Below are 22,724 nucleotides of genomic sequence, written 5' to 3'. Positions count from 1 at the left end.
GTGAAGGGAGCGCAGGGAAAAACGGACCGCGCTGACTGGCGGACTGTGGCATGGCTTCGCGATGTCCGGCCAAGTGATTGTCTTAATAAAGACGATAGACTGCCCGGCGATGCCGCCGATCGCTTCGATCGCCTTGTTGCCGGCGCGGTTTTTCCTTCACTCTTTCGGGCTATGAAGACCTTCCTGCTTTATGTCGTCACCGCGCTTGCGGAAATTCTCGGCTGCTACCTGCCGTGGCGTTGGCTCAAGGACGGCGGCCCCGCGTGGCTGCTCGTGCCCGGTGCGTTCAGCCTTGCGCTGTTCGCGTGGCTGTTGACGTTTCATGGCGCAGCGGCCGGGCGCGTCTACGCCGCTTATGGCGGCGTGTATGTCGCGGTCGCGATACTCTGGCTGTGGATTGTCGAGCAGACGCGGCCTACGATGTGGGACCTGGCCGGCGCCGCGTTGACACTCGCCGGTATGGGCGTGATCGCGTTTCAACCGCGCGGGTGACAGGCGAGCGCGCAGGTCGGGGCGGTCCGATCTGATCCGATCCGATGATCCGCTTGGGGGCGCCGAGCTTTGCGTTCGCTCGGGGGACGCAAGGCGTTGCCCGAACAGCGAAGTGGACCTGACCTGGGCGCAGATCCGGGCGGCGCACTGCGGCGGTGTTGCTGTCGCAGCGCGTTGCTTCGCCGAAGCGGTTTTGAAGCCCCGCTTCGAAGTCCCGCTTCGAAGCCCCGCTTCGAAGTCCCGTCACGAAGTCCCGTCACGAAGTCCCGTCACGAAGTCCCGTCACGAAGTCCCGTCACGAAGCCCTGTCACGAAGCCCTGTCACGAAGCCCTGTCACGAAGCCCTGTCACGAAGCCCTGTCACGAAGCCTGCGCAGCCTTCGCGATGCAGACTCGCTACGCAGCCCGTCGCTCAACCGTTGTTCTGCTTGCCGAGAAAGTCCATCTTCCCGACCTCGATCCCGTTGTGACGCAGGATGTTGTACGCGGTCGTGATGTGGAAGTAGAAGTTCGGCAGCACGAACCCGAGCAGATAGTCGAGGCCTGAAAACTCCACCGGCCCGGAGCGCATTTTCAGTGAGATATGGCGCGCTTCGCTGCCGTCGATCTGCTCCGGCTTGAATCCCTTCAGATACGCGATGGTTTTTTCGATGCGAGTGGTGAGTTCGTCGAACGACACCTCGACATCGTCGTATCTGGGTGCTTCGACACCGGCCAGACGTGCGGCGCAGCCCTTCGCGTTATCCGTGACGATATGCACCTGGCGCGCGAGCGGCAACATGTCCGGAAAGAGCCGCGCATTCGGGAGTACCGACGGCTCCAGCTGCTTTTCTGCCGCATGCGCCTGCCCCTTGCCGAGGATGGCCTGCAGGTTCGTCAACCCGCGAATCAGCACAGGCACTGATGCCCGATACATCGAAATGGTCATGATTCTTCTCCGTGATTTCTGGCGCGCCATACCGCGGCGTTCGCCTTGACGGCGGCACGCTCGATGAATGCATTGCGGCAGCATCATAACCTTTGCAACAGAGTCTGGACATTAGGCCATTCGGACGACTGTCGCGCGACCCGGAACTGTGTTGGAATCGTTTTGTCGGACAGAACGATGTGATCTCTGAAAACGAAGGGCGGCAGCGGGTGGCGCGACATACCGCGCGTCAGCGTGCATGCCGGCTATGTGCAACGCGTGGTCACGAGCCGCGCATCGCAGGAGAGCGAAACTATGGGCATGCATCCATTGCCGGGCAGCGAGCGGGCGGTCACCGATGGTTCGACAGTAGTCGGGTGTTGCGATCCGGCGGAAATCATCGAGGCCGTCGTCATGCTGCGCCGCCAGGACGAACAGCAGTTCCAGCAGATCGTGCGCAGAATCGAAACGGGTACGGCGGGCGCCATGCCCATTTCGCGCGATGAACTGGAACAGCGCTTTGGCGCATCGGCCGCGGACATCGCGAAGCTGAAGGCCTTCGCGGCGCAACAGGGGCTCGACGTGGTGCGTGAAAATCCGGCCGCGCGCACGGTCGTGCTGAGGGGCACGGTCGCGCAATTCCAGAGCGCATTCGCCGTCGAGCTGCAGCACTACGAGCACCATTCGATCGGCCGCTATCGCGGGCGCACGGGTGCAATCAGCGTGCCCGACGAACTGAACGGCGTGGTCACCGCGGTGCTCGGGCTCGATAACCGTCCGCAGGCGCGGCCGCATTTTCGCATCCGGCCGCCGTTCAGGCCCGCACGCGCGGAGCCGGCGGTGTCGTTCACGCCGCTGCAACTGGCGTCGCTCTATCGCTTTCCGCAAGGCGACGGCGGCGGCGAATGCATCGGCATCATTGAGCTCGGCGGCGGTTATCGCACGTCGGACCTCACCGCCTATTTCTCCAGCCTCGGCGTGAAGGCGCCGAAGGTGGTGCCGGTCGCGGTCGACCAGGCCGGCAACGATCCGACCGGCGACCCGAATGGTCCGGACGGCGAAGTGACGCTCGACATCGAAATCGCTGGTGCGATTGCGCCGGGTTCGACGCTCGCGGTGTATTTCGCGTCGAACAGCGACGCGGGCTTCGTCGATGCGGTGAGCCGCGCGGTGCACGACACCACGCATAAGCCGTCGGTCGTCTCCATCAGCTGGGGCGCGCCCGAATCCACCTGGACCGAGCAGTCGATGCAGGCGATGAACGATGTGTTGCAGTCGGCGGCGGCGGTCGGCGTGACCGTGTGCGCGGCGGCGGGCGACAGCGGCTCGAGCGACGGCGTCGGCGACGGGCGGGACCACGTCGATTTCCCCGCATCGAGTCCGTACGTGCTCGCATGTGGCGGCACGAGCGTCGAAGTAGCGGGGCAGGCCATCGCGCGTGAAGTGGTGTGGAACGATGGCGCGAACGGCGGAGCGACCGGTGGCGGTGTGAGCGTCACGTTTGCGCTCCCCGCCTGGCAGGAAGGCCTGTCGGCCGCCGGCGCGCATGGCGGCAAGACGCCGCTTGCGCGGCGCGGCGTGCCGGATGTCGCGGCCGACGCGTCGCCTGCAACCGGGTATGACGTGCTGATCGGTGGGCAGAACACAGTCGTCGGCGGCACCAGCGCGGTCGCGCCGCTATGGGCCGCGCTGATTGCACGCATCAACGCGGCGAAAGGGCAGCCCGCGGGCTTCGTCAATGCGAAGCTGTACAAGGCGGCCGGCGTGTGCAACGACATCACCCAGGGCAATAACGGCAGTTATGCGGCGGTGTCGGGGTGGGACGCGTGCACGGGTCTCGGCAGTCCCGACGGTTCGAAGGTGGCGGCGGCACTTTAGCCAGGCCACGCGCCGCGCGGATGCGCAGTTGCGGCGCATGCGCGGCGAGAGCGACAGCAGCGGCATCGCCACTTCATTGCGAGGTGCAGTGGCGTCTATCTGACGGTCACGTTTTATGGAGCGATCATGGCAAACAACGAATCGGTTTCCGATGGTCTGCAGTCCTCTCACGGTGCTCAAGCGTCGCCTGACGCGGCAGGCGGGAGCTCGCCGCATCGCGCGGGCGACCAGCCTTTCTTCGATCCCGTCGCATACGGCAACGGTCCCGACGACTCGGTCAGCGACTCGAGCGAAAACGCGGCAATCACGAAACATTCGATCACGCTTGGCGGCAAGAAGATCAACTACACGGCAACGGCCGGCCATCTGGTGACGGTCGATCCGAGCAGCTCGCAACCGGACGCGAAGATGTTCTACGTGGCGTTCACGCAGGACGGCCAGAAAGAGGAAGCGCGCCCGCTCACGTTCTTCTATAACGGCGGACCGGGGTCGTCGTCGGTCTTCGTGCTGCTCGGCTCGTTTGCGCCAAGGCGCATCAGGACGTCGATGCCGAACTTCACGCCGCCCGCGCCGTACCAGATGGAAGACAACCCGGACAGTCTGCTCGACAAGAGCGATCTCGTCTTTATCAACCCGGTCGGCACCGGCTACTCGGCTGCGATCGCGCCGCATAAGAATCGCGATTTCTGGGGCGTCGATCAGGACGCGGACTCGATCAAGCAGTTCATCAAGCGCTTTCTCACGAAGAACAATCGCTGGAACTCGCCGAAGTTTCTGTTCGGCGAATCGTACGGCACCGCGCGCAGTTGTGTGCTCGCTTACCGGCTGCATGAAGACGGCGTCGATCTGAACGGTATTACGCTGCAATCGTCGATTCTCGACTACACGCAATCGGGCAATCCGGTCGGCGCGCTGCCGACCGCCGCCGCGGACGCGTGGTACCACAAGAAACTTGGCGTCGCGCCGACACCGACCGATCTCGGCGCGTTCGCCGAGGAGGTCGCGCAGTTTGCGCGCACCGACTATCTCGCGGCGCTGCGCAAGTTTCCGGCCACCGACGATGCGACAAACGAAAAGCTGAGCGAATACACCGGGATCGACAAGACCACGCTGCTCGCCTGGAGCCTCGATATCGCCGCTTACGACAGTCGCGGCAATTCGCTGTTTCTCACCACGCTGTTGAAATCGAAGGGACTCGCGCTTGGCGCATACGACGGCCGCGTCACCGCGATCGACACCGGCATTGCCGGCCAGATCGATCCGAATTCCGGCGGCAACGATCCGACCATGACAGCCGTCACCGGCGTCTATACGACGATGTGGAACACGTATCTGAACGAGCAGTTGAAGTTCACGTCGAATTCCGCGTTTACCGATCTGAACGACCAGGCGTTTCAGAACTGGGACTTCGGCCATATCGATCCGACCGGCGCGCAAAAGGGCACCGATGCGCATGGCAATATCGTGCTCTACACGGCCGGCGATCTGGCGGCGGTGATGGCGCTCAACGTCGATCTGAAGGTGCTGTCCGCGAACGGCTTTTACGATTTCGTCACGCCGTTCTACCAGACGGTCATCGACTTGCAGCGCATGCCGCTCGTCAGTCAGCAGGTGCGCGAGAACCTGTCCGCGCGGTTCTATCCGTCCGGGCATATGGTCTATCTCGATGGCGGATCGCGTACGGCGCTCAAGCATGACCTTGCGGCGATGTACGACTCGGCGATCAGCAACACGGCTGCGCTTGGCCGGATTCGTGCGCTGCAGGCGCGCAAGCTGGAGCGGGTGGAGAAGCCGGCGCAATAGGCGCTGACGAGCCGTGAGCCACGAGCCACGAGCCATGAGCCACGAGCCATGAGCCATGAGCCGCGAGCGCGTGCCTGCGATCACGCGCTCGCCGGCATCGCATGCTATCGGCGTTTGCCATGCCGGTAGTTACGCGTTACGCGAAGGGGCCGCAATCGCAGATCCGACGTCGTCCGCGTTCCTCGCGTGGCGGCTCGCGTATCACGTATCGCGGGCCGATTGCCGGCGTCTCTTTCGAGGCTTCGCAGCAGCGCGTCGCATTGTCGCATTGCATGCGTCCGGCAGCGGTATGAAAGGTTGTGGACACAATCGTTTTGTCCACGCGTTTGGCACGCACGCAACCGCATTTTCAGGTTTCCGGAGCCATCGAATTCGCAATGCGCTCACCGAGTATGTTTTAATTGGTCTGCGAATTGACCCTTCCGCGCCGGTCGACGGCGCGCTGACCAATGAACGAAGGCAATGCAGACAGGCGCGGTAACGCGCACCGCATCAGTCGTATCGAACTCACCGAACCTCCGGCCGGAGCGGGCGTGCGCCGCACAGCGGACAGCGCGCGGCGCGCGTGGCCGACGCAGATCAGGCAGCGCGGCGTGATGGCGGCGCTGTGGGCGTCGGCCGCGCTGTATGGCGGCGCGGCGTTCGCGCAAGCGCCATCGATGCTCGACGAGCGCGTCACGCAGCAGTCGGTGGCGGACACGATCTGCAAGCCTGGTTACGCAGACACCGTTTCGCCGTCGGTCGACAAAATGATGGCGCACAAGAACCGGTTGCTGGCCGAACGCGGCATCGATCCCGACGACGGCACCGATTACGCGCTCGACCGGCGTGTGCCGATCGTGCTCGGCGGTTCGCCCGATGCGACCGACAACTTCGACTTGCTGCCGTGGGGCGGACATGGCGGCGAGCGCCGCAAGGAACTGTTGACCGCGAAACTGAAGCGCTGCGTCTGCGCAGGAAAGATGAGCCTGAGCGCCGCTCAGGCTGCGATCGCGGGCGACTGGTCCGCGCAATACGCACGCTTGCGCCGCGTGCCGTGCGGTGACGGTCATGTCGGCATGACCGGCGACGCCGACGATGACGGCTCGTGACGCGCCGGTCCGGATCTGGAGAATCTCGATGACGAAGCTGAACCTTGCTCTGATCGCCGCCATCGCGGCAGCCGGCTTGTCGACGATGACGAGCGCGTTCGCGTCGGCCGGGGCGCCGCTCAAATGCCGTCACGGCAACGCTTTGCAGATTCGCGGCGACGCGCCCGCCGCGATCAGCTACGATGTGTACAGCCAGTTGCAGCCGCTGTCCGCGAAGCGGCTCGCGCTGTTCGAGGCCGCGGGCGCGGTAAAGCGCCTGCCGGACGGCCTCGAAGTCTGCGAGATCGCGGACGACGGCGTGACGGACCCGTCCGCGGTGCTCGTGCATGGCCCGGATGACAGGATGGCGTGGTGGGTCGGCGCGGACCACGTCGAGGCGAACCACGCGGACGACTGACCGGTCAGTCGTGCGGCGCACGACCACGCGGGGTAGTAATCGCGCGGAGCCATTACGCGCAACAATCACGCGCCGCAATCACAGCGCACAGTCAAGACAGGCGAGACAATCGAGACAATCGGGGGGGGACGGTTCTCGCGCATGCGCCAGCATGCGGCGAGAGTGTGCGGCACTTCACAGGAGTGTGCGACATGACGGCGTCTGACCTGGACCCGGCCGCAGCGCGATGGCTGCGTGGGTTTCGTTGCGCGGAGCGTGTATGAACCTGATCGTCTGGAATATTCCCGAGACCTGTTCCGAGCAGGACGTGCGCGACTTTCTGATGCACGAGCTTGGTCACTACGCAAAGCAGGTCACCGTGCATGAGCCGGGCACGTCGAACGCCTATGCGCACGTCGAACTGAACGCGGATGTGCCGTATGTCGGCGACGTGATCGCGCAGCAGGTGCACGGCAAGTTATTGTGTGGCGTCGCGTTGCAGGCAAGCGCGACGCCGTTCAACGAAAGACCGTCGCCGCCGCCGCGGCGGGAGTGAACGACAGGCATCGACGGGCGGGTCGCGCATCGTCACGGCACGGCGGCTGACTACGCAAAGGTTCCGCGAGGTTCGCGTGCGCGATTGCGTAAGAACCACCTGAAAGCGCCACCCGAAAGCGCGCGCACCACGCTCACGAGCGCCGGATCGGCGGCGCTTCCTGCCAATCGAACGGCGTATACGGCAGCGCACGCTTGTGCTGCGTCGCCTCGTAAAAGCGCATCACGGTTTGATAGACCGCGTCGCTGACCGGCTTGCCTTCGAGAAAATCGTCGATGTCGTCATAGCGGATGCCGTACGCGTCCTCGTCCGGACGTTGCGGGCGCAACATCTCGAGATCGGCGGTCGGCACCTTGTGCGCGAGCGCGTCCGGTGCGCCAAGCGTCTGTGCGAGCGCACGCACGCGCCGTTTGTTCAGGCCCGCGAGCGGCAGCACGTCGGCGCCGCCATCACCGAACTTCGTAAAGAAACCCATCACCGACTCGGCCGCGTGATCCGTACCGATCACGACGCCGCGCCGTGCGCTCGCGACCGCGTATTGCGCGATCATCCGGCTGCGCGCCTTGATATTGCCGTGCACGAAATCCTGTTGTTCGTGACTCGCGAAGCGCAAGCCGCTGGCGTCGACCGACGCGAGCATGGCGTCGGCGGCGGCCTTCACGTCGACTGTCAGCACTTCGTCCGCGCGAATAAATGCGAGCGACTGCTGCGCGTCTGCCTCGTCCTGCTGGGCGCCGTACGGCAAGCGCATCGCAACGAAGCGCGCAGTGTAATGCGCGCCGCGCAGCCGCTCGACGGCGAGTTGCGCGAGACGGCCCGCGGTCGTCGAATCGACACCGCCGCTGATGCCGAGCACGTACGTGGCGAGCCGGTTTTCGCGCAGATAGCGCGCAAGAAAATCGATGCGCTGCTCGATTTCCGCCACCGCATCGAACCATGTGGCGACGTGCAATTGAGCCGCGATGCGTCGTTGCTGCTGTTGTTGCCGGCGAGCGGATGAGTCTGCGTCATGGGAGGTCATCGGCGTGCTCCTGAATAAGGATGTTCGATGGTGGCGAGATGCGTCGCGATGGATAGTCTGGTTTAATGTCGACAGCCTGTCTTCGATTATGTTCGCCTGAAGCTTTAATTTGCCTGACGCATTCGCGGCGTATTTGTCGGTATTTTGCCGGCGCATCTGTTCCGATGCCGGTCAAATCAGGCTGGCGTTTTGTCCATTCAATACCGATATTCGTGTTCCGATTTTCGACGCATGACACGTTTGCCGTCGAAAGACCTGCGCAAGGCGGCTTTCCACCGGCCTTTGGCGCGCGGTGAGTGCCGGCGCGGCTGACGGTAAGCGGGTTCGCACACACAGCGATGACGAACAATAAGTTTTACCGGCTGGTGAAACGTATGGCGGAGTCCGGGGGCGGTATTCACGCATGCGATTCAATTGATACAACGCGCCGTTTCGCTCTTTTTGCGCGTGCGCGTATCGCTATCTGTTGCATCGCTTTAATCGCCTGGTACGGTTCGGGCGCGATTGCCTTTGCCGCCGCTGCGGCGTCCGATACGCCGCGCACGCCGGCGGCGTGGTCCGCGCTTGCCGCGCGGGTTGCGGCGCGCGATGCGGTCGGCGGTGCGGACCCACGCCAGGCGCTGCTGATGCGCGAGATCTTTGCGCACGACGTCACACGCCGCCTCAAAGTCCCGCCGGCCGAGCAGCGCGCGTATGGCGCGCGGCTGCAGGCCGCGCTCGACGCGAGCACGCTCGGCGGGCTGTCGGGCGAATACGTGGTGCTCGTCGACCGGAACCAGAATGTGCAGGCGCTGTTCGTCTATTTTCGCGCGGTACCGGCCGACGACTGGCAACTGATCGGCGCAGCGCCGGTGGCGACCGGCCGGCCCGGACAATTCGATCATTTCATCACGCCGCTCGGCGTGTTCGAGCACACGCCGGACAATATGGATTTCCGCGCGGAAGGCACGATGAACCAGAACGGCATTCGCGGCTACGGCAGGCACGACATGCGCATATTCGATCTCGGCTGGGCGCAGGGCGAGCGTGGCTGGGGCAAGGGCGGTTTCTCGGAGATGCGCTTCCAGATGCACGCGACCGACCCGGACCGGCTCGAGCCGCTGCTCGGCATTCGGCATTCGAAGGGATGTGTGCGGATTCCCGCGACGCTGAATGCGTTCCTCGATCACTACGGCATTCTCGACGCCGAATACGAGAATCTGATCGACTCCGGCCGCTCGTTGTGGGTGCTGCATTCGGACCGGCAGGTCACGCCGTGGGCGGGGCGTTATATCGTGGTCGTCGATTCGCAGCGCAAGGCGCGCGCGGCGTGGTCGCCCGCGCCGAGCGGCGCGATGCGCGCGAAGATGCCGGCCGGCGCGGATACGGCCGACTGACGCGAAGCCGCATGGCGCCGGTTCAGGCTTTCGCGCTCGCCGATCAAGACCTGGCGAGCAGCACCCCGATCAGCGCGACGACAAACCCGGCAATCTGAATGGGCAACAGCGTTTCGCCGAAGGCCGCATAGCCTTCGAGCGCGGCAAGGGGCGGTACGAGAAACAGCAGCGCGGTCGCGCGCGACGCATCGCCGCGCCGGACCAGCCACACGAGCAGCGTGAGGCCGACGCCGGACAGCATCACGATGCCCCACGCCAACGATGCCCATAGCGTCGGCGACGGTATCCAGCGATGCTCGCCGAGCGCGAGCGCGAACAGTGCGGCGACGCCGGCGGCGCCGGCGTTCTGTATGGCGCTCGAACTGCGCAGGTCGCCGCGCGCGAGCGACGTCTTCTGAAACAGCGTGCCCGCAGTGATCGATACCACCGCCAGTATCGCGATCACGACGACGAGCCACGCGGGCGCGTGCCCTGCGGTGTGCCCCGGGGTGTATCCCGGGGTGTACCCATGCGACGCCGGCAGCGACGCGGCGGCGAGTTTCGGTTCGAGGACGAGCGCGACGCCGACGAGGCCGAGCGCCATGCCGCCCCAGCCGCGGGGCGACAGCCGCTCGCCGAAAAGCGGTGCGGCGACGGCCGCGGTCAGCAGCGGTTGCAGCGCGCCGAGCAGCGCCATCACGCCGGCGGACAGGCCCTGCGCGACCGCCCAGTAGCCGGCGCCGAGATAGACGCCCTGCAACAGCGCGCCGGCCAGTAGATGCTTGCCGAGCGCGCGGCCGCTCGGCCACGCCGCGCGGCCGATGAGCGCCGCGCACGCGAACAGCAGCGCGGTGCCGGAGAAGCGCGCGAGCAAATAGAGATTCGGGTCGGCGTAGGGCGCGATCGCGCGCGCGACGACAAAGCCTGTCGACCACAGGACGACGAACACGACGGCGCTGATTGAAGCGAGCATGAGACTGGACGTGGCGGGAACTGGAATGCGCGCAGTATCGCGAACGGCACGTGGGGTGTCTTGTTCGAAGCTGCACTCGGGATGCGGGCGCGGGCTCGCGCCACAGAGCCCGCGGCGACGCGCGAGGGCTCAGTACATCAGCAGGATCGCGAGGCCGCCGAGCAACGCGCCGCAGATCGTGCATGCCCACAACAACGTGCGCGTACGGCGATATTCGCGCGTCACTTCGCCGACCAGTTGCGCCTGCTGCCGCACGGTCGCGACACTGTGCTGCTGTTGCAGATAACGGATCGCCAGCTGCGGCACGCGCGGCACCAGATGCGCAAGGTGCGGCAGTTCCTGCGCAAGATGTTTGGCCCAGCCGCGGTGGTCGAAATCGCGCCGCGCGAGATCGGCGAGCACGCGGCGCGCGACGCCCCAGCTGTCGACGCCCGGATGCAGCGCGTTCGCGAGCGCTTCGGCCTGCTCGAATGCGCGCTGTGCGCCGACGAGGCGCGGCGGCACGCAGCCGTCGAACGGCGCGACCGCGTGCAGCAGATGATGAAACAGCGGACCAGCGAACCGTTCATGAGGCGCGCCCGCGAAGTGCGCCTCGGCACGCGTGCGCAGTTCCGCCTCGAGCTGTTCGGTGCGTGCATCGGGCGGCACATGTCCGGCGTTGCGATGCAGATCGGCAAGGCGCCCGTAGTGCTGGCCGAACAGTGCGGTCGCGCCATGCACGAAGAACGCGCGCTCGTCGGCGGACAGATTCGACATCACCGCGAAGTCGCCGAGCACCAGCTTGCCGTGCGTTTTTTCGTCGATGCTGACGCGCACGCGCCGTGCGTCGAGCGCCGCATGAAAGAAGCCGTGTTCGAACGCCTCGTGCGTGACCACCTCGATGATGCGCGCGGCGAGCGCCGGCACGCTGACACGATGCTCGGCGAGGGCGGCGAAGTCGGTGGCGCGCACGGTCGCGATCCGCTCGATCACGAGCGTCGCATCGCCGCTCAAGTCCCAGATGACGGCGGGCACGACGACGCGCGAGTCGTCGGCGAACAGATGAGCGGTCTGGCTCTGGTTCGCGGCTTCGGCGCGCAGATCGAGACGGCGCAGGATTTCCTGCGTAAAGGTCTCGGCGAGCGCGCGCACCTGCAACCGGCGCGCGGCGGGCGAGAGCTTCTCGAGCCAGCGCGCGACCCAGCGCAGCAGCGCCGTTTCATCCGCGATCTGGGTGCGCTGCGCGACGCGCAGCAGCTTGATCTCGACCTCGCGATGGCCGTCGATCGGCAGCGCGAGCCGCGCGGTGTGCACCTGATGCGCAAAGCCGCTTTCGACGGCGTTCAGATCGATCGATTCGAAGAGGTCCGCGAGCGGCGTGCCGAACGCGGCGGCTAGCGCGCGCCCGGCAGCTTCGGGCGGCAGCGGCTCGAGCAGATGACTCGCCGAATTGAGCGCGTCGTGCAGCGTGCCCTGCGCGAGTTCGGGCCGTACGGCGAGATTGTGCGCAAAGCCGCCGGCCAGCGGTCCGAGCAACGGCAGCACGCCGTGCAGGCCGGCGCGGCCACGCTCGGACGCATGCACGCGCCGGATCAGCGTGACGATCCAGTGCATCTTGTGGTCGGCAGGCGCGGCGAGCCAGATCAGGCGTACGCCAAAACGCAGCGCATAGAACAGCAGAAGCAGGCGGCGAAACAGAGAGGGCATGGGCTCAGCGGTCGGCAGAGCGCACGGTCGGTGCGCGGCATTGGGGGCCAAGCTTAGCAGGGATGCGGCTGCGCGCACACTGGCCGGTCATAGGCGGCATGTCGTGCGGCGGGGCGCGTGCAGCCGGGTTCCAGCAGCGCGCCTGCGCACGCATGGCGCGCCCGACAGCTTCACGTAATACAATACGCCGGCCTCCTGAACTCACGCAAAACCGCCGGAGCGTGGCTGCCCATACGCAGACGACCATGCGCCGGACGATAGATAGATCGATGCTCGCCGAACAACGTTATCAATACATCCTGTCGCAAGTCTCGAAGAACGGCGCATTGTCGGTGGCGGACCTTGTGCGCGAGCTGAACGTGTCGCGCGAGACGATTCGCCGCGATCTGAACACGCTCGCCGAACGCGGTCTGATCGTCACGACGCATGGTGGCGCGTTATCGAGCGAGCGGCGCGAGCCCGACCTCGACGTGCGCGAAGCCGCCAACGCGGCCGCGAAACGCGCGATCGGTGAACGCACCGCGCTACTGGTGCCGGACGGCGCGTCGCTGGTGCTCGATTCCGGTAGCACGACCACTGCGGTCGCGCGTGCGCTGATGATCCGTCACCGTCTGTCGGTCTATACGAACGACTGGCGCATTGCGCTGGTGCTCGGGCGCCGCAACGAGAATCGCGTGACCTTGCTCGGCGGCGAACTCTCGGATATCGAAGACGCCGCATTCGGGCTCGATACGATTCACCAGCTCTCGCAGTATCACGTGGACTTCTCGATTGTCGGCGCGGGCGGCATCACACCGGATGCGCATCTGTCCGACTACTCGCGGATGGCCGCGGAAGTGCGCGCGAAGATGATCGAGGCGGGCAATATCGTGATCGTGGTCGCGGACAATTCGAAGTTCGGGCGCGTGACGCCGGTTCGTATCAACGGTCTCGAACGCGCGCGCTATGTCGTGACCGAGGCCGCGCCCGAACGCGCGCTGGCAAAAGCGATTGCCGCGCGCGGGCCGGAGATCGTCGTCGCCTGAGCGGCTGTTGCGGCGGCCGCTTTTTTATCGACGTTGCGGCTGCCGTAAGGGTCTTGCATGTGCGTCGGCGTCTTGTGCGTATTTTTCAGGCCGATGCTTTCACCCTGGTCGTTCGCGGCTGCACGGCTATTCCTAAACGCTCGACGGTCCGGCCGATTGCCGCGACCGCATTGTGCATCTCATTGACGTCGATCGCGCCGATGCACCCGACGCGGAACGTGTCCGCCTGCGTCAGTTTCCCCGGGTACAGCACGTATCCCGCTTCGCGCACCGCCGCGTAGAAATCAGCGAAATTCCACTTCGGGTCGTCAGGCGCATGGAAGGTGACGATCACCGGCGCCTGAGCTTCGGCACGCAGGAAGGTTCTGAATCCGAGCGCGTGCATGCCGTCGATGAGCGTCGCGCAGTTGCGCGCATAGCGCGCGCCGCGTGCGCGCTGTCCGCCTTCCGCAACGAAGCGGTCGAGCGCGCTGCGCAGCGCGGCCGCCACATGCGTCGGCGGCGTGAAGCGCCACTGCGCGGTCTTTTTCAGATACGCGTGCTGGTCGTACAGATCGAGCGCGAGCGACGGCGAGCGGCCTTCGCACGCGTCGAGCACGCTGCGCTTCACGATGACGAATCCCATGCCGGGCACGCCTTCGAGACACTTGCCGCTCGCCGACACCAGCGCATCGATGCCGCCCGTGCGCAGATCGATCGGCAATGCGCCGAACGAGCTCATCGCATCGACGATCAGGCCTTTGCGATGCCGCTTGCAGAGCGCGGCGATGTCGTCGAGCGGATTGAGCAGTCCCGCGCTGGTTTCCAGATGAACCTGTGCGACGTGGGTGATGCGCGGTTCGCGCGCGAGCGCCTGTTCCAGCGCGGTGGCGGTGACCGGCTCGTCTTCACGCAGCGGCAGTTCCACACACGCGATGGCGAGCCGCTGCAGGATCCGCACGATGCGCGCGCAGTACGCGCCGTTGTTCGGCACCAGCACGCAGCCGTCGCGCGGCACGAGGGTGCCGAGCGCCGCCTCGACCGCGAACGTGCCGCTGCCTTGCAACGGCACACACACGTAATCTTTTTGTCCGTGCACGATGTCGACGAGATCGGTGCACAGGCTTTGCGTGATCTGGTTGAAAGCGCCGTCCCACGAACCCCAGTCGCGCAGCATCGCTTCGCGTGTGGTGGGCGACGTGGTGAGCGGCCCGGGCGTCAGCAGGATCGGGTCGTTTCCGAGTATCACAGGGTTCCCTCGTTGAGCGTTTGAGTGCGAGCAACAGGCGTCGATTGGACGGCGCCAATGCATAACTGCAGCGTCGCGGTATGTTGCATATTAGTGGCAATTTGTGTCAAGTTGTGGCGTTTTTGAGGATGTCACGGCATTGTCACGGAAAACTGTGATTCTTGCCCCTGCCTGCCGCAAGACGGCGGGCGGCGGATTCGTCTGATCATGGGCCGCCCTCGCCGGGCTGCGGTCGGCCGGATGCCAGCGAACCTCAGTTGGCAATCTGTGCGATGTCCGGCGGGCCAGACAGAAGCGGCGCGGGCCCTTGCGCCGCGCCAACAAAACAGGTTCGGGCAGCCCGATGCGCCGGCTTAGGCAGCGGGTGTTACGCCCTTCGGAGAGAAAACGACATGAGAACGACGAATCAACTTCGCGCAACGGCCGGCATGGTCCGCACACTGTTGCCGGCGCTCGTCGCCGCAGCGGCATTCGGCGGCGTGGCACTGCCCGCGCACGCGGCGGACGCGGTGGTGCTGTACACGGCCGACGGCCTCGAAAATCTCTACAAGGACGTGCTGCCGGCTTTCGAAAAGAAGGAAGGCGTCAAGGTCAATATCGTGACGGCGGGCAGCGGCGAAGTGGTGAATCGCGCGACCGTCGAAAAGGATTCGCCGAAGGCCGACGTGCTCGTCACGCTGCCGCCGTTTATCCAGCAAGCGGCGCAAACGGGCCTGCTGCAGAACTACCAGAGCGTCAACTACAAGAACGTGCCGGCCATTGCGAAGGCATCGGACGGCGCGTGGGCGACCTTCGTCAACAATTACTTCTCGTTCGCGATCAATCCGGAGGTGGTGAAGACGCAGCCGAAGACGTTCGCGGATCTGCTGCATCCGGACTACAGCGGCAAGGTCGCGTACTCGAATCCGGCGACCGCCGGCGACGGCATGGCGGTGATCATCCTGACGACGTCGCTGATGGGTGAGGACAAGGCGTTCGACTACCTGAAGAAACTCGAGCAGAGCGCGAAGTTCCACACCAAGGGCACCGGCTACCTCGACGTGCTGCTGTCGCGCAACGAAATTTCGGTGGCGAACGGCGACCTGCAGATGGACCTCGACGACGCGGCGAACGGCGGCCTCACGCTCAAGCCGATCTTCCTTGCGGTCGACGCAGGCGGCCAGCCGACCACGTTCCAGTTGCCGTACGCGATCGGCCTGATCAAGAACGGCCCGAACCAGGCGGGCGGCAAGAAGCTGATCGACTATCTGATGTCGAGCGACGTGCAGTCGCGCGTGCCGGACATTTTCGGCATCCCGGCGCGCAGCGATGTCCCGCTGACCGGCAAGAACGGCGAAGCGGTGAAGCAGGCGATTTCCGGCGTGAAGCTGATTCCGGTCGACTGGAATCACGTGATGTCGAAGAAAGCCGACTGGACCGCGCGCTGGAAGAACGACGTGATCGGCAGTTCGGGCAAGCAGCTTGAAGTCGTGAAGCCGCAATAAGCGCGTCGCCCGGCGACTGGAGTCTACTGGAGACGAACCCGGTGAATACCGCGAGTCTTGCTCATGCCGGCGCGCTCGACGCCGCTGCCGAATCACCGGGTATCGCTCGCGCGGACGCGCCGGGCGGCGTGCAGATCGAGCATCTGACCGTGCGCTACGGTTCGCGCGCGGTGCTCGACGATCTGTCGCTGACGATCGAGCGCGGCGAGTTTCTGACCGTGCTCGGGCGCAGCGGCTGCGGCAAGACCACGCTGCTGCGCTTTATCGCCGGGTTTATCGAAGCGGATGGGCTCACCGGCACGCTGAGCGTCGCCGGTCACGATCTCACGCACGTGCCGCCGCACAAGCGCAATCTCGGGCTGCTGTTCCAGAGCTACGCGCTGTTTCCGCATCTGTCGGTGTTCGACAACGTCGCGTTCGGGTTGCGCGCGCGGCGCGTGTCGTCGAAAGACATCGCGCGGCGCGTCGCCGATGCGTTGAAGCTCGTGCAACTCGGCGATTCGGGGCATGTGATGCCCGCGCAGCTGTCGGGCGGCATGCAGCAGCGCGTCGCGCTGGCGCGCGCGCTGGTGATCGAGCCGGACGTGCTGCTGCTCGACGAACCGTTGTCCGCGCTCGATGCGAATCTGCGCGCGTCGGTGCGCTCCGAACTGAAGGCGCTGCACGAGCGGCTGCCGAATCTGACGATTGTCTGCGTGACGCACGATCAGGACGATGCGCTCGTGCTGTCCGATCGCACGCTGCTGATGCGCGACGGCCGCATCGCGCAGCTCGGCACGCCGCAACAGCTGTACGACGCGCCGGACGATGCGTTCGTCGCGCGTTATCTCGGCGCGGCGAATCTGCTGCCGCCGCACGTTGCGTTTCCCCTCGGCGATGCGCGCTATACGGAGCGCGAACGGGTCGCGTGTCTGCGGCCGGAGGCGCTGCGCATCGTGCCGCTCGGACAAGGACATCTGCATGGCGCGATCGCGTCGGTCGAATGGTATGGCGCGGTGTTGTCGGTGTCGGTGGTGCTCGACGCGATGCCGAACGAGCCGGTGCTCGTCACGATGCAGCGCGTGAGCAGCATGACGCCGCAGAAGGGCGCGCGCGTGTCGTTGCAGTACGAGGCCGATGATGTCGTTCTTATCAAGCCCTGACGCGCTCGGCGGCGCTTCACAGGCCGCTTCACAAGCCGCTGCGCAGTCCGATGCGCTCGCTGACGCGCGCCGCGCGGCAAGCGCCGCATCGCATGCCGCGATCCGGCGCCGCCGCACGCGCGCATCGCAGTGGCATCTGCTGTTTCTCGCGGTCTGCGTGCTCGGACCGCTCGTGATCTATCCGCTCGTGCGGCTCGTGCTGTTGAGTCTGTCCGGCGCGCATGGCATCAGCCTGCACGCGTATGCGACGTTCTTCGGCAACCCGGAGACGCGCGGCGTGATCGGCACGACGCTATGGGTGCTGGTTCTGAGCGCGGGGCTCGCATCGCTGCTCGGCGTCGCGCTCGCGGCGCTGCTGTTTTTCAAACCGTTTCCCGGCGCGCGGCTCGTCACGCGTTTTCTTGAGCTGTTCGTCGCGTTCCCTTCGTTTCTGGTCGCGTTCACGCTGATCTTTCTGTACGGCTCGCAAGGCTCGGTCAGCATCGCGCTGCAGCGGCTCTTTCATTTGCAGTCGCCGCCGCTCGATTTTCTGTTCGGCGTCGGCGGCGTGATTCTCGCGGAAGTCGTGTTCTATGCGCCGTTTGTCGTGCGGCCGACGCTCGCGTCGTTCGCGCTGCTCGATATGCGCCTGATCGAAGCCGCGCGCAGTCTCGGCGCGCACGGCTGGATGGTTGCGTGGCGCGTGATCCTGCCGCTCGCGTGGCCCGGCATCGCCGCGGGCACGATCCTGTGCTTCCTGCTCACGCTCAACGAGTTCGGCATTCTGCTCGTGCTCGGCAGCGCGCACCTGGTGACGCTGCCGGTCGCGATCTACAGTTCGGCGACCGTCGATCTCGACCTGCCGACCGCCGCCGCGGGCGCGGTCGTGATGCTCGCGATGTCGCTGTCGCTCTATGCGCTGTACCGCCAGGTCAATCGGCGCAGCGCGGGAGGACGCCGCTGATGGCGACCCCGCAAGACGATATCGTGCTGCCGGCGCTTCGTCATCGCGCCCGCCCGGTGCAGCGCAGTCTTGTCACGCGCGTCGCGGGCGGCGCGTTCCTCGCGTTCGCCGCGCTGCTGTGTGTCTGGCTCTTCGTTTTGCCGGTGATCGTCGTCGCGTTGTCGAGTGTCGCGTCACATTGGTCCGGCACAATCCTGCCCGACGGCTTCAGCATGCGCTGGTTCGAGCGGCTCGGTTCCAGCGATTTCGACGCGGTGACGACGAGCCTCGAAGTCGGCTTCGGCGTGTCGCTGCTCGGCACGGCGCTCGGCTTGTGGCTGGCGCTCGCGCTCGAAGGACGCGACCGGGGCGGACTCGGCGCGCTGGTCGACACGATCGCGATGATGCCCAATGGCGTGCCGAGCGTTGTGCTCGGGCTGGCGGTGCTGATTGCGTATCACAAGCGGCCGGTCGATCTGTCGAGTTCGGCGGCGATTGTCGTGTTCGTGCAGCTCGCGCTCGTGCTGCCGTTCTGTTATCGCTGCGCGGCCGCCGCGTTGCGGCCCGAGTTGACCGTGCTGCGCGAAGCGGCCGCAAGCCTGGGCGCGCCGCCGTCGATGGTGCTGCGCACAGTGGTGTTGCCGCAACTGGTGCCGGCGATTCGCGCGAGCCTCGCGCTCGGTTTCGCGTTGTCGCTCGGCGAACTCGGCGCGACGCTGACGGTGTATCCGCCGGGCTTCGCGACGGTGCCGATCGTGGTGGTCGGTCAGGTCGAACGCGGTTACTACCTGCCGGCTTCAGCGCTCGCGCTGATTCTGCTGCTCGTCTCGCTCGCCGCGCTGCTGCTGATCGCCGCGCGCGTGCCCAAGCGGCGCCCGGACTGACGTCCGCGCGCTATTCCTGATTTTTTGCGTGGTGTCCTGCTGGGGAATTCGACGTCGATGATTGTGGCAAAAAATGTCGAAATGACCGAAAATGTGGAAATCGCGCTGGGCGCAGTATGGTTCGTAGCGCGGTTCGTAGTGAGGTTTGCAGTGTGGTTATTCGCAGCGCGGTTATCCAGCGCTGGCACCAGGGAAAGTACGCAATGACTCGCTCCACGCCCCGTAAGATTGAAGTCAACGGCCGGACCTACCGGTTGCCCGAGATGCCGACTGTGGTGGTGTGCGTCGACGGCTGCGAATACGACTATCTCGAAGCGGCGGCCGCGGCCGGCGTCGCGCCGTATCTCGCACAACTGCTCAGCGGCGGCGCCGCGTTCAAGGGCGATTGCGTGATCCCGTCGTTCACCAACCCGAACAACCTGTCGATCGTCTGCGGCGTGCCGCCGGCGGTGCACGGCATCTGCGGCAATTACTTCTGGGATCCGGACGCGAACGGCGGCGCCGGCGGTGAAGTGATGATGAACGATCCGGCTTATCTGCGCGCCGGGACCTTGCTTGCCGCCGCTGCGCAGGCCGGGGCGGCGGTGGCGGTGGTGACCGCCAAGGACAAGTTGCGGCGTCTGCTCGGCTGGCAGATGAAGGGCATCTGTTTTTCCGCGGAGAAAGCGGACGCAGCCACGCTCGAAGAGAATGGCATCGACCGCGTGCCTGAGCGCGTGGGCTTGCCGGTGCCGGATGTCTATAGCGCGGGATTGTCCGAATTCGTATTCGCCGCGGGCGTGCGGTTGGCGCAGACGCACAAGCTCGATCTGATGTATCTGTCGACCACCGACTACGTGCAGCACAAGTGTGCGCCGGGCACACCGGGCGCCAATGAGTTCTACGCGATGATGGACGGTTATCTCGCGCAGTTGCACGAGTTGGGTTGGGCGATCGCGTTGACCGCCGATCACGGCATGAATGCGAAGCACGATCCGTCGACGGGCGAACCGAACGTCATTTATCTGCAGGACGTGCTCGACGATTGGCTCGGCCCGCGCACGACGCGAGTGATTTTGCCGATTACCGATCCGTATGTCGTTCATCATGGCGCGCTCGGTTCGTTTGCGACGATCTATCTGCCTTCTTCCTCTCCGGCTGACACGCACGCTGTGATCGACAGGCTGGCGGCGCAGCCTGGCATCGATGTGGTGCTCGACAATCGCGCGGCGTGCGAACGCTTCCAGTTGCCGAACGATCGCGTCGGCGACATCGTCGTAATCAGCCAGCGCGATGTCGTGCTCGGCACGCGTCGCGCCGAGCACGATCTGTCCGGATTGACCGTGCCGCTGCGTTCGCATGGCGGGTTGTCCGAGCAGCAGGTGCCGCTGGTTTTCAACCGGCGCGTCGCCGATTGGCCGGCTAACCGGCGCTTGCGCAACTTCGATGTGTTCGATGTCGCGCTGAACCATCTGGTGATGCCGTGAGTGCGGTGCTGACCGATCATCCGGCATTCCGCGATGAAGCGTTGCGTCTCGCGGGCGCGCATGCGCGGCGCGAACGCAGGCTCGATGTGTTCGATCCGTATCGCGGGCTGCGCGTCGGCAGTGTGCCGCTCGCGTCCGTCGACGATGTGCGTGCGGCGTTCGATTATGCGCATGCGTATGCGGCGAAACTCACGCGCTACGAGCGCTCGCAGATTCTCGAGCGCGCGGCGGCGTTGTTGCGCGAGCGCGCGGAGCAGGCATCGGATCTGATCTCGCTCGAGTCGGGATTGTCGAAGCAGGACTCGCGCTATGAGATCGGGCGCGTGGCCGACGTGTTCAAGTTCGCGTCGATCGAAGCGCTGCGCGACGACGGCCAGAGTTTTTCGTGCGACCTGACACCGCACGGCAAGCCACGCCGCGTATTCACGCAGCGTGAGCCGCTCGCCGGTGTGATCGTTGCGATTACACCGTTTAACCATCCGATGAACCAGGTCGCGCATAAAGTCGCGCCGGCCATCGCGACCAACAACCGCGTGCTGCTGAAGCCGTCGGAAAAGACGCCGCTATCCGCCTGTTTTCTGGCGGATCTGCTGTATGAGGCCGGCTTGCCCGCGCCGATGCTGCAGGTGCTGACCGGCGACCCGCGTGAAATCGGCGACGAACTGATCACGCATCCGCTTGCGGAACTCGTGACGTTCACCGGCGGCGTGTCGATCGGCAAGCACATCGCGATGCGGGCCGGTTACCGGCGCGTGGTGCTGGAACTCGGCGGCAACGATCCGCTGATCGTGCTCGACGATGCCGACCTCGAACGTGCGGCCGAACTCGCGGTGCAAGGCTCGTATAAGAACTCGGGGCAGCGCTGCACCGCAGTCAAAAGAATACTCGTGCAGCGCAGTGTGGCGGCGCGCTTTACCGAGCTGGTCGTCGAGAAGACGCGTGCGTGGTCGTATGGCGATCCGTTCGATGAGTCGAACCGGATGGGCACAGTGATCGACGAAGCCGCGGCGCGTTCGTTCGAAGCGCGCGTCAACGAGGCGGTGGCGCAGGGCGCGCGGCTACTGACCGGCAACCAGCGCGATGGCGCGTTGTATGCGCCGACGGTTGTCGATCGCGTCGATCCGTCGATGACGCTGATTCGCGAAGAAACCTTCGGGCCGGTCTCGCCGATCGTCGCGTTCGAGACGCTCGACGACGCGATCCGTATCAGCAACGGGACGCGGTATGGGTTGTCGTGCGGCGTCTGCACGAACCGGCAGGACGCAATCGTGCGTTTCATCAATGAATTGCGGGTCGGCACGGTGAATGTGTGGGAAGTGCCGGGATACCGCGTCGAGCTGACACCGTTCGGCGGCATCAAGGATTCGGGGCTCGGATACAAGGAAGGCGTGCAGGAGGCGATGAAGAGCTTCACCCATCTCAAGACGTTTTCGTTACCGTGGGAGTGACATTGTGGCATTGAGTCTTAGCGACATCCGTGAGGTGTTCGAACAGCACGGCAGTCTGAATTATGGCGGCGAGCAGGTGAGCCAGCTCGAACACGCACTGCAGTGCGGCGCGCTGGCCGAGCAGGAAAATGCGGGTGATGAACTTGTCGCCGCGGCGTTTCTGCATGACATCGGGCATTTGCTGAGCCGGCGCGGTCCGACGCCGACCGCGCGCGGCGTCGACGATCTGCATCAGTTCTTTGCGTTGCCGTTTCTGCGGCCGGTGCTGCCGGATGCGGTGCTCGAGCCGATTCGCTTGCATGTGGATGCGAAACGCTGCTTGTGCGCGATCGACGATACGTACTTCAGCAAGCTGTCGCCGGATTCGGTGCGCAGTCTGAATTTGCAAGGCGGCATTTTTAGCGACGATGAAGCGCAGGCGTTTTTGCGCAAGCCTTATGCGGAAGACGCGCTGCGTTTGCGCAGATGGGATGATCTTGCGAAAGTCGCGAATACGCCGACGCCGGATGTCAGCCATTTTCTGAGCACGGTCGAGCGTGTGATGGAGAAACAGGCAGTGGCTTGAGCGCGTGGGAACGCGTTTGAATGTGGTCGAATGCGGTTGAATGCGTTTTTCGAATGCACCGATTCGCTGAGGTTCGATGCGTTTGCATGTGGGCGTGTGAAGGGCACTTCACACGCCCACATTGCTTTTCAAATACCGCTTGCGTCACGTGATGCAAGTGACTAGAATTCCGGTCTTTCGCGCTTCGGTGAGCCTCCATGTGAGGCTGGGTTGAACGGAGTGCGGAAGGCGGGAGCGCCAGCAATGGCGGGGGTTTGCACGATGTGCGGCAGGTTGGTGGAAGTAAAAAACCTGTTGACGATGTGAGTGCGAGTCTGCATAATCTCGCTTCTCTGCTGCGACGCGCGGCAGACACGGAAAGGCGGTGGTGGTTGGGCAGTGTGCGCCTTTTCTGTGACGCGATCTTTAACAATTCACAGTCG

20 protein-coding genes are annotated in these 22,724 nt (G+C 65.0%); 15 read left to right on the top strand and 5 right to left on the bottom strand.

Annotated elements, in window-relative coordinates:
* The first annotated feature begins 171 nt into the window (after positions 1 to 171).
* Complete coding sequence (locus HV675_RS14695; RefSeq protein WP_175111648.1) at positions 172 to 492, top strand: YnfA family protein; 321 nt, start codon at positions 172 to 174, stop codon at positions 490 to 492.
* Between the two features lie 412 nt (positions 493 to 904).
* Here HV675_RS14695 and HV675_RS14690 read toward each other — a convergent pair whose 3' ends face one another.
* Positions 905 to 1,420 (bottom strand): DUF1993 domain-containing protein, encoded by a 516-nt coding sequence (locus HV675_RS14690; RefSeq protein WP_175111647.1) that lies wholly within the window; start codon positions 1,418 to 1,420, stop codon positions 905 to 907.
* Positions 1,421 to 1,714: 294 nt separating this feature from the next.
* On the opposite strand from HV675_RS14690, the gene HV675_RS14685 reads away from it, so the two are divergent.
* The 5 genes from HV675_RS14685 (at position 1,715) to HV675_RS14665 (ending at position 7,103) form a co-directional block, all read left to right on the top strand.
* On the top strand, positions 1,715 to 3,277 hold the full coding sequence (locus tag HV675_RS14685; RefSeq protein WP_175111646.1) for a S53 family peptidase: 1,563 nt from the start codon (positions 1,715 to 1,717) through the stop codon (positions 3,275 to 3,277).
* Positions 3,278 to 3,403: 126 nt separating this feature from the next.
* A complete protein-coding gene (locus HV675_RS14680; RefSeq protein WP_175111645.1) occupies positions 3,404 to 5,080 on the top strand; it encodes a S10 family peptidase in 1,677 nt (558 codons plus the stop codon).
* 449 nt (positions 5,081 to 5,529) lie between these two features.
* Positions 5,530 to 6,171, top strand: coding sequence for a hypothetical protein (locus HV675_RS14675; RefSeq protein WP_246270283.1), 642 nt, complete (start codon positions 5,530 to 5,532; stop codon positions 6,169 to 6,171).
* Between the two features lie 28 nt (positions 6,172 to 6,199).
* Positions 6,200 to 6,568: a hypothetical protein gene (locus HV675_RS14670; RefSeq protein WP_175111644.1), complete on the top strand. Its 369-nt coding sequence runs from the start codon at positions 6,200 to 6,202 to the stop codon at positions 6,566 to 6,568.
* A 259-nt stretch (positions 6,569 to 6,827) separates the two neighbouring features.
* Entirely contained in the window at positions 6,828 to 7,103 is a 276-nt protein-coding gene (locus tag HV675_RS14665) for an RNA-binding protein (RefSeq protein ID WP_175111643.1), read from the top strand.
* 133 nt (positions 7,104 to 7,236) lie between these two features.
* Here HV675_RS14665 and nadE read toward each other — a convergent pair whose 3' ends face one another.
* The gene (gene nadE, locus HV675_RS14660) at positions 7,237 to 8,124 is read right to left on the bottom strand and encodes an ammonia-dependent NAD(+) synthetase (protein WP_175111642.1); all 888 of its coding nucleotides are present in this window, start codon (positions 8,122 to 8,124) and stop codon (positions 7,237 to 7,239) included.
* Positions 8,125 to 8,498: 374 nt separating this feature from the next.
* On the opposite strand from nadE, the gene HV675_RS14655 reads away from it, so the two are divergent.
* Entirely contained in the window at positions 8,499 to 9,500 is a 1,002-nt protein-coding gene (locus HV675_RS14655) for a L,D-transpeptidase (protein WP_246270282.1), read from the top strand.
* A 43-nt stretch (positions 9,501 to 9,543) separates the two neighbouring features.
* Here HV675_RS14655 and HV675_RS14650 read toward each other — a convergent pair whose 3' ends face one another.
* A complete protein-coding gene (locus tag HV675_RS14650; RefSeq protein WP_175111641.1) occupies positions 9,544 to 10,452 on the bottom strand; it encodes a DMT family transporter in 909 nt (302 codons plus the stop codon).
* 129 nt (positions 10,453 to 10,581) lie between these two features.
* Positions 10,582 to 12,138, bottom strand: a complete 1,557-nt coding sequence (locus HV675_RS14645; RefSeq protein ID WP_175111640.1) for an ABC1 kinase family protein — start codon at positions 12,136 to 12,138, stop codon at positions 10,582 to 10,584.
* Positions 12,139 to 12,407: 269 nt separating this feature from the next.
* Between HV675_RS14645 and HV675_RS14640 the strand changes: the two genes are divergently transcribed.
* Complete coding sequence (locus tag HV675_RS14640) at positions 12,408 to 13,163, top strand: DeoR/GlpR family DNA-binding transcription regulator (RefSeq protein WP_175111639.1); 756 nt, start codon at positions 12,408 to 12,410, stop codon at positions 13,161 to 13,163.
* Between the two features lie 85 nt (positions 13,164 to 13,248).
* Here the strand turns inward: HV675_RS14640 and HV675_RS14635 are convergent, their stop codons facing one another.
* Complete coding sequence (locus HV675_RS14635) at positions 13,249 to 14,391, bottom strand: 2-aminoethylphosphonate--pyruvate transaminase (protein WP_377700617.1); 1,143 nt, start codon at positions 14,389 to 14,391, stop codon at positions 13,249 to 13,251.
* A gap of 392 nt (positions 14,392 to 14,783) precedes the next feature.
* On the opposite strand from HV675_RS14635, the gene phnS reads away from it, so the two are divergent.
* The 7 genes from phnS to HV675_RS14600 all read left to right on the top strand — a co-directional run bounded on the left by phnS (position 14,784) and on the right by HV675_RS14600 (position 22,302).
* On the top strand, positions 14,784 to 15,875 hold the full coding sequence (phnS, locus tag HV675_RS14630; RefSeq protein ID WP_175111638.1) for a 2-aminoethylphosphonate ABC transporter substrate-binding protein: 1,092 nt from the start codon (positions 14,784 to 14,786) through the stop codon (positions 15,873 to 15,875).
* A 41-nt stretch (positions 15,876 to 15,916) separates the two neighbouring features.
* The gene (phnT, locus tag HV675_RS14625) at positions 15,917 to 17,017 is read left to right on the top strand and encodes a 2-aminoethylphosphonate ABC transport system ATP-binding subunit PhnT (protein ID WP_175111637.1); all 1,101 of its coding nucleotides are present in this window, start codon (positions 15,917 to 15,919) and stop codon (positions 17,015 to 17,017) included.
* Positions 16,995 to 17,960 carry a 2-aminoethylphosphonate ABC transporter permease subunit gene (locus HV675_RS14620; protein WP_175111636.1) on the top strand — a complete coding sequence of 322 codons (966 nt, stop codon included), beginning with the start codon at positions 16,995 to 16,997 and terminating at the stop codon, positions 17,958 to 17,960. The genes phnT and HV675_RS14620 overlap by 23 nt, the downstream gene beginning before the upstream one ends.
* Positions 17,960 to 18,823 carry a 2-aminoethylphosphonate ABC transport system, membrane component PhnV gene (phnV, locus tag HV675_RS14615; RefSeq protein ID WP_175111635.1) on the top strand — a complete coding sequence of 288 codons (864 nt, stop codon included), beginning with the start codon at positions 17,960 to 17,962 and terminating at the stop codon, positions 18,821 to 18,823. The genes HV675_RS14620 and phnV overlap by 1 nt, the downstream gene beginning before the upstream one ends.
* Positions 18,824 to 19,026: 203 nt before the next feature.
* Positions 19,027 to 20,289: a phosphonoacetate hydrolase gene (phnA, locus tag HV675_RS14610; RefSeq protein WP_175111634.1), complete on the top strand. Its 1,263-nt coding sequence runs from the start codon at positions 19,027 to 19,029 to the stop codon at positions 20,287 to 20,289.
* Positions 20,286 to 21,737 (top strand): phosphonoacetaldehyde dehydrogenase, encoded by a 1,452-nt coding sequence (gene phnY, locus HV675_RS14605; RefSeq protein ID WP_175111633.1) that lies wholly within the window; start codon positions 20,286 to 20,288, stop codon positions 21,735 to 21,737. The genes phnA and phnY overlap by 4 nt, the downstream gene beginning before the upstream one ends.
* A gap of 4 nt (positions 21,738 to 21,741) precedes the next feature.
* The gene (locus tag HV675_RS14600; RefSeq protein WP_175111632.1) at positions 21,742 to 22,302 is read left to right on the top strand and encodes a phosphonate degradation HD-domain oxygenase; all 561 of its coding nucleotides are present in this window, start codon (positions 21,742 to 21,744) and stop codon (positions 22,300 to 22,302) included.
* Positions 22,303 to 22,724: the final 422 nt, after the last annotated feature.

This window comes from Paraburkholderia solisilvae (genome assembly GCF_902859875.1).
Classification (GTDB): Bacteria; Pseudomonadota; Gammaproteobacteria; order Burkholderiales; family Burkholderiaceae; genus Paraburkholderia; species Paraburkholderia solisilvae.
Note: the sequence above shows the minus strand (reverse complement) of the source record. Positions and strands in the feature narration are given on the sequence as shown.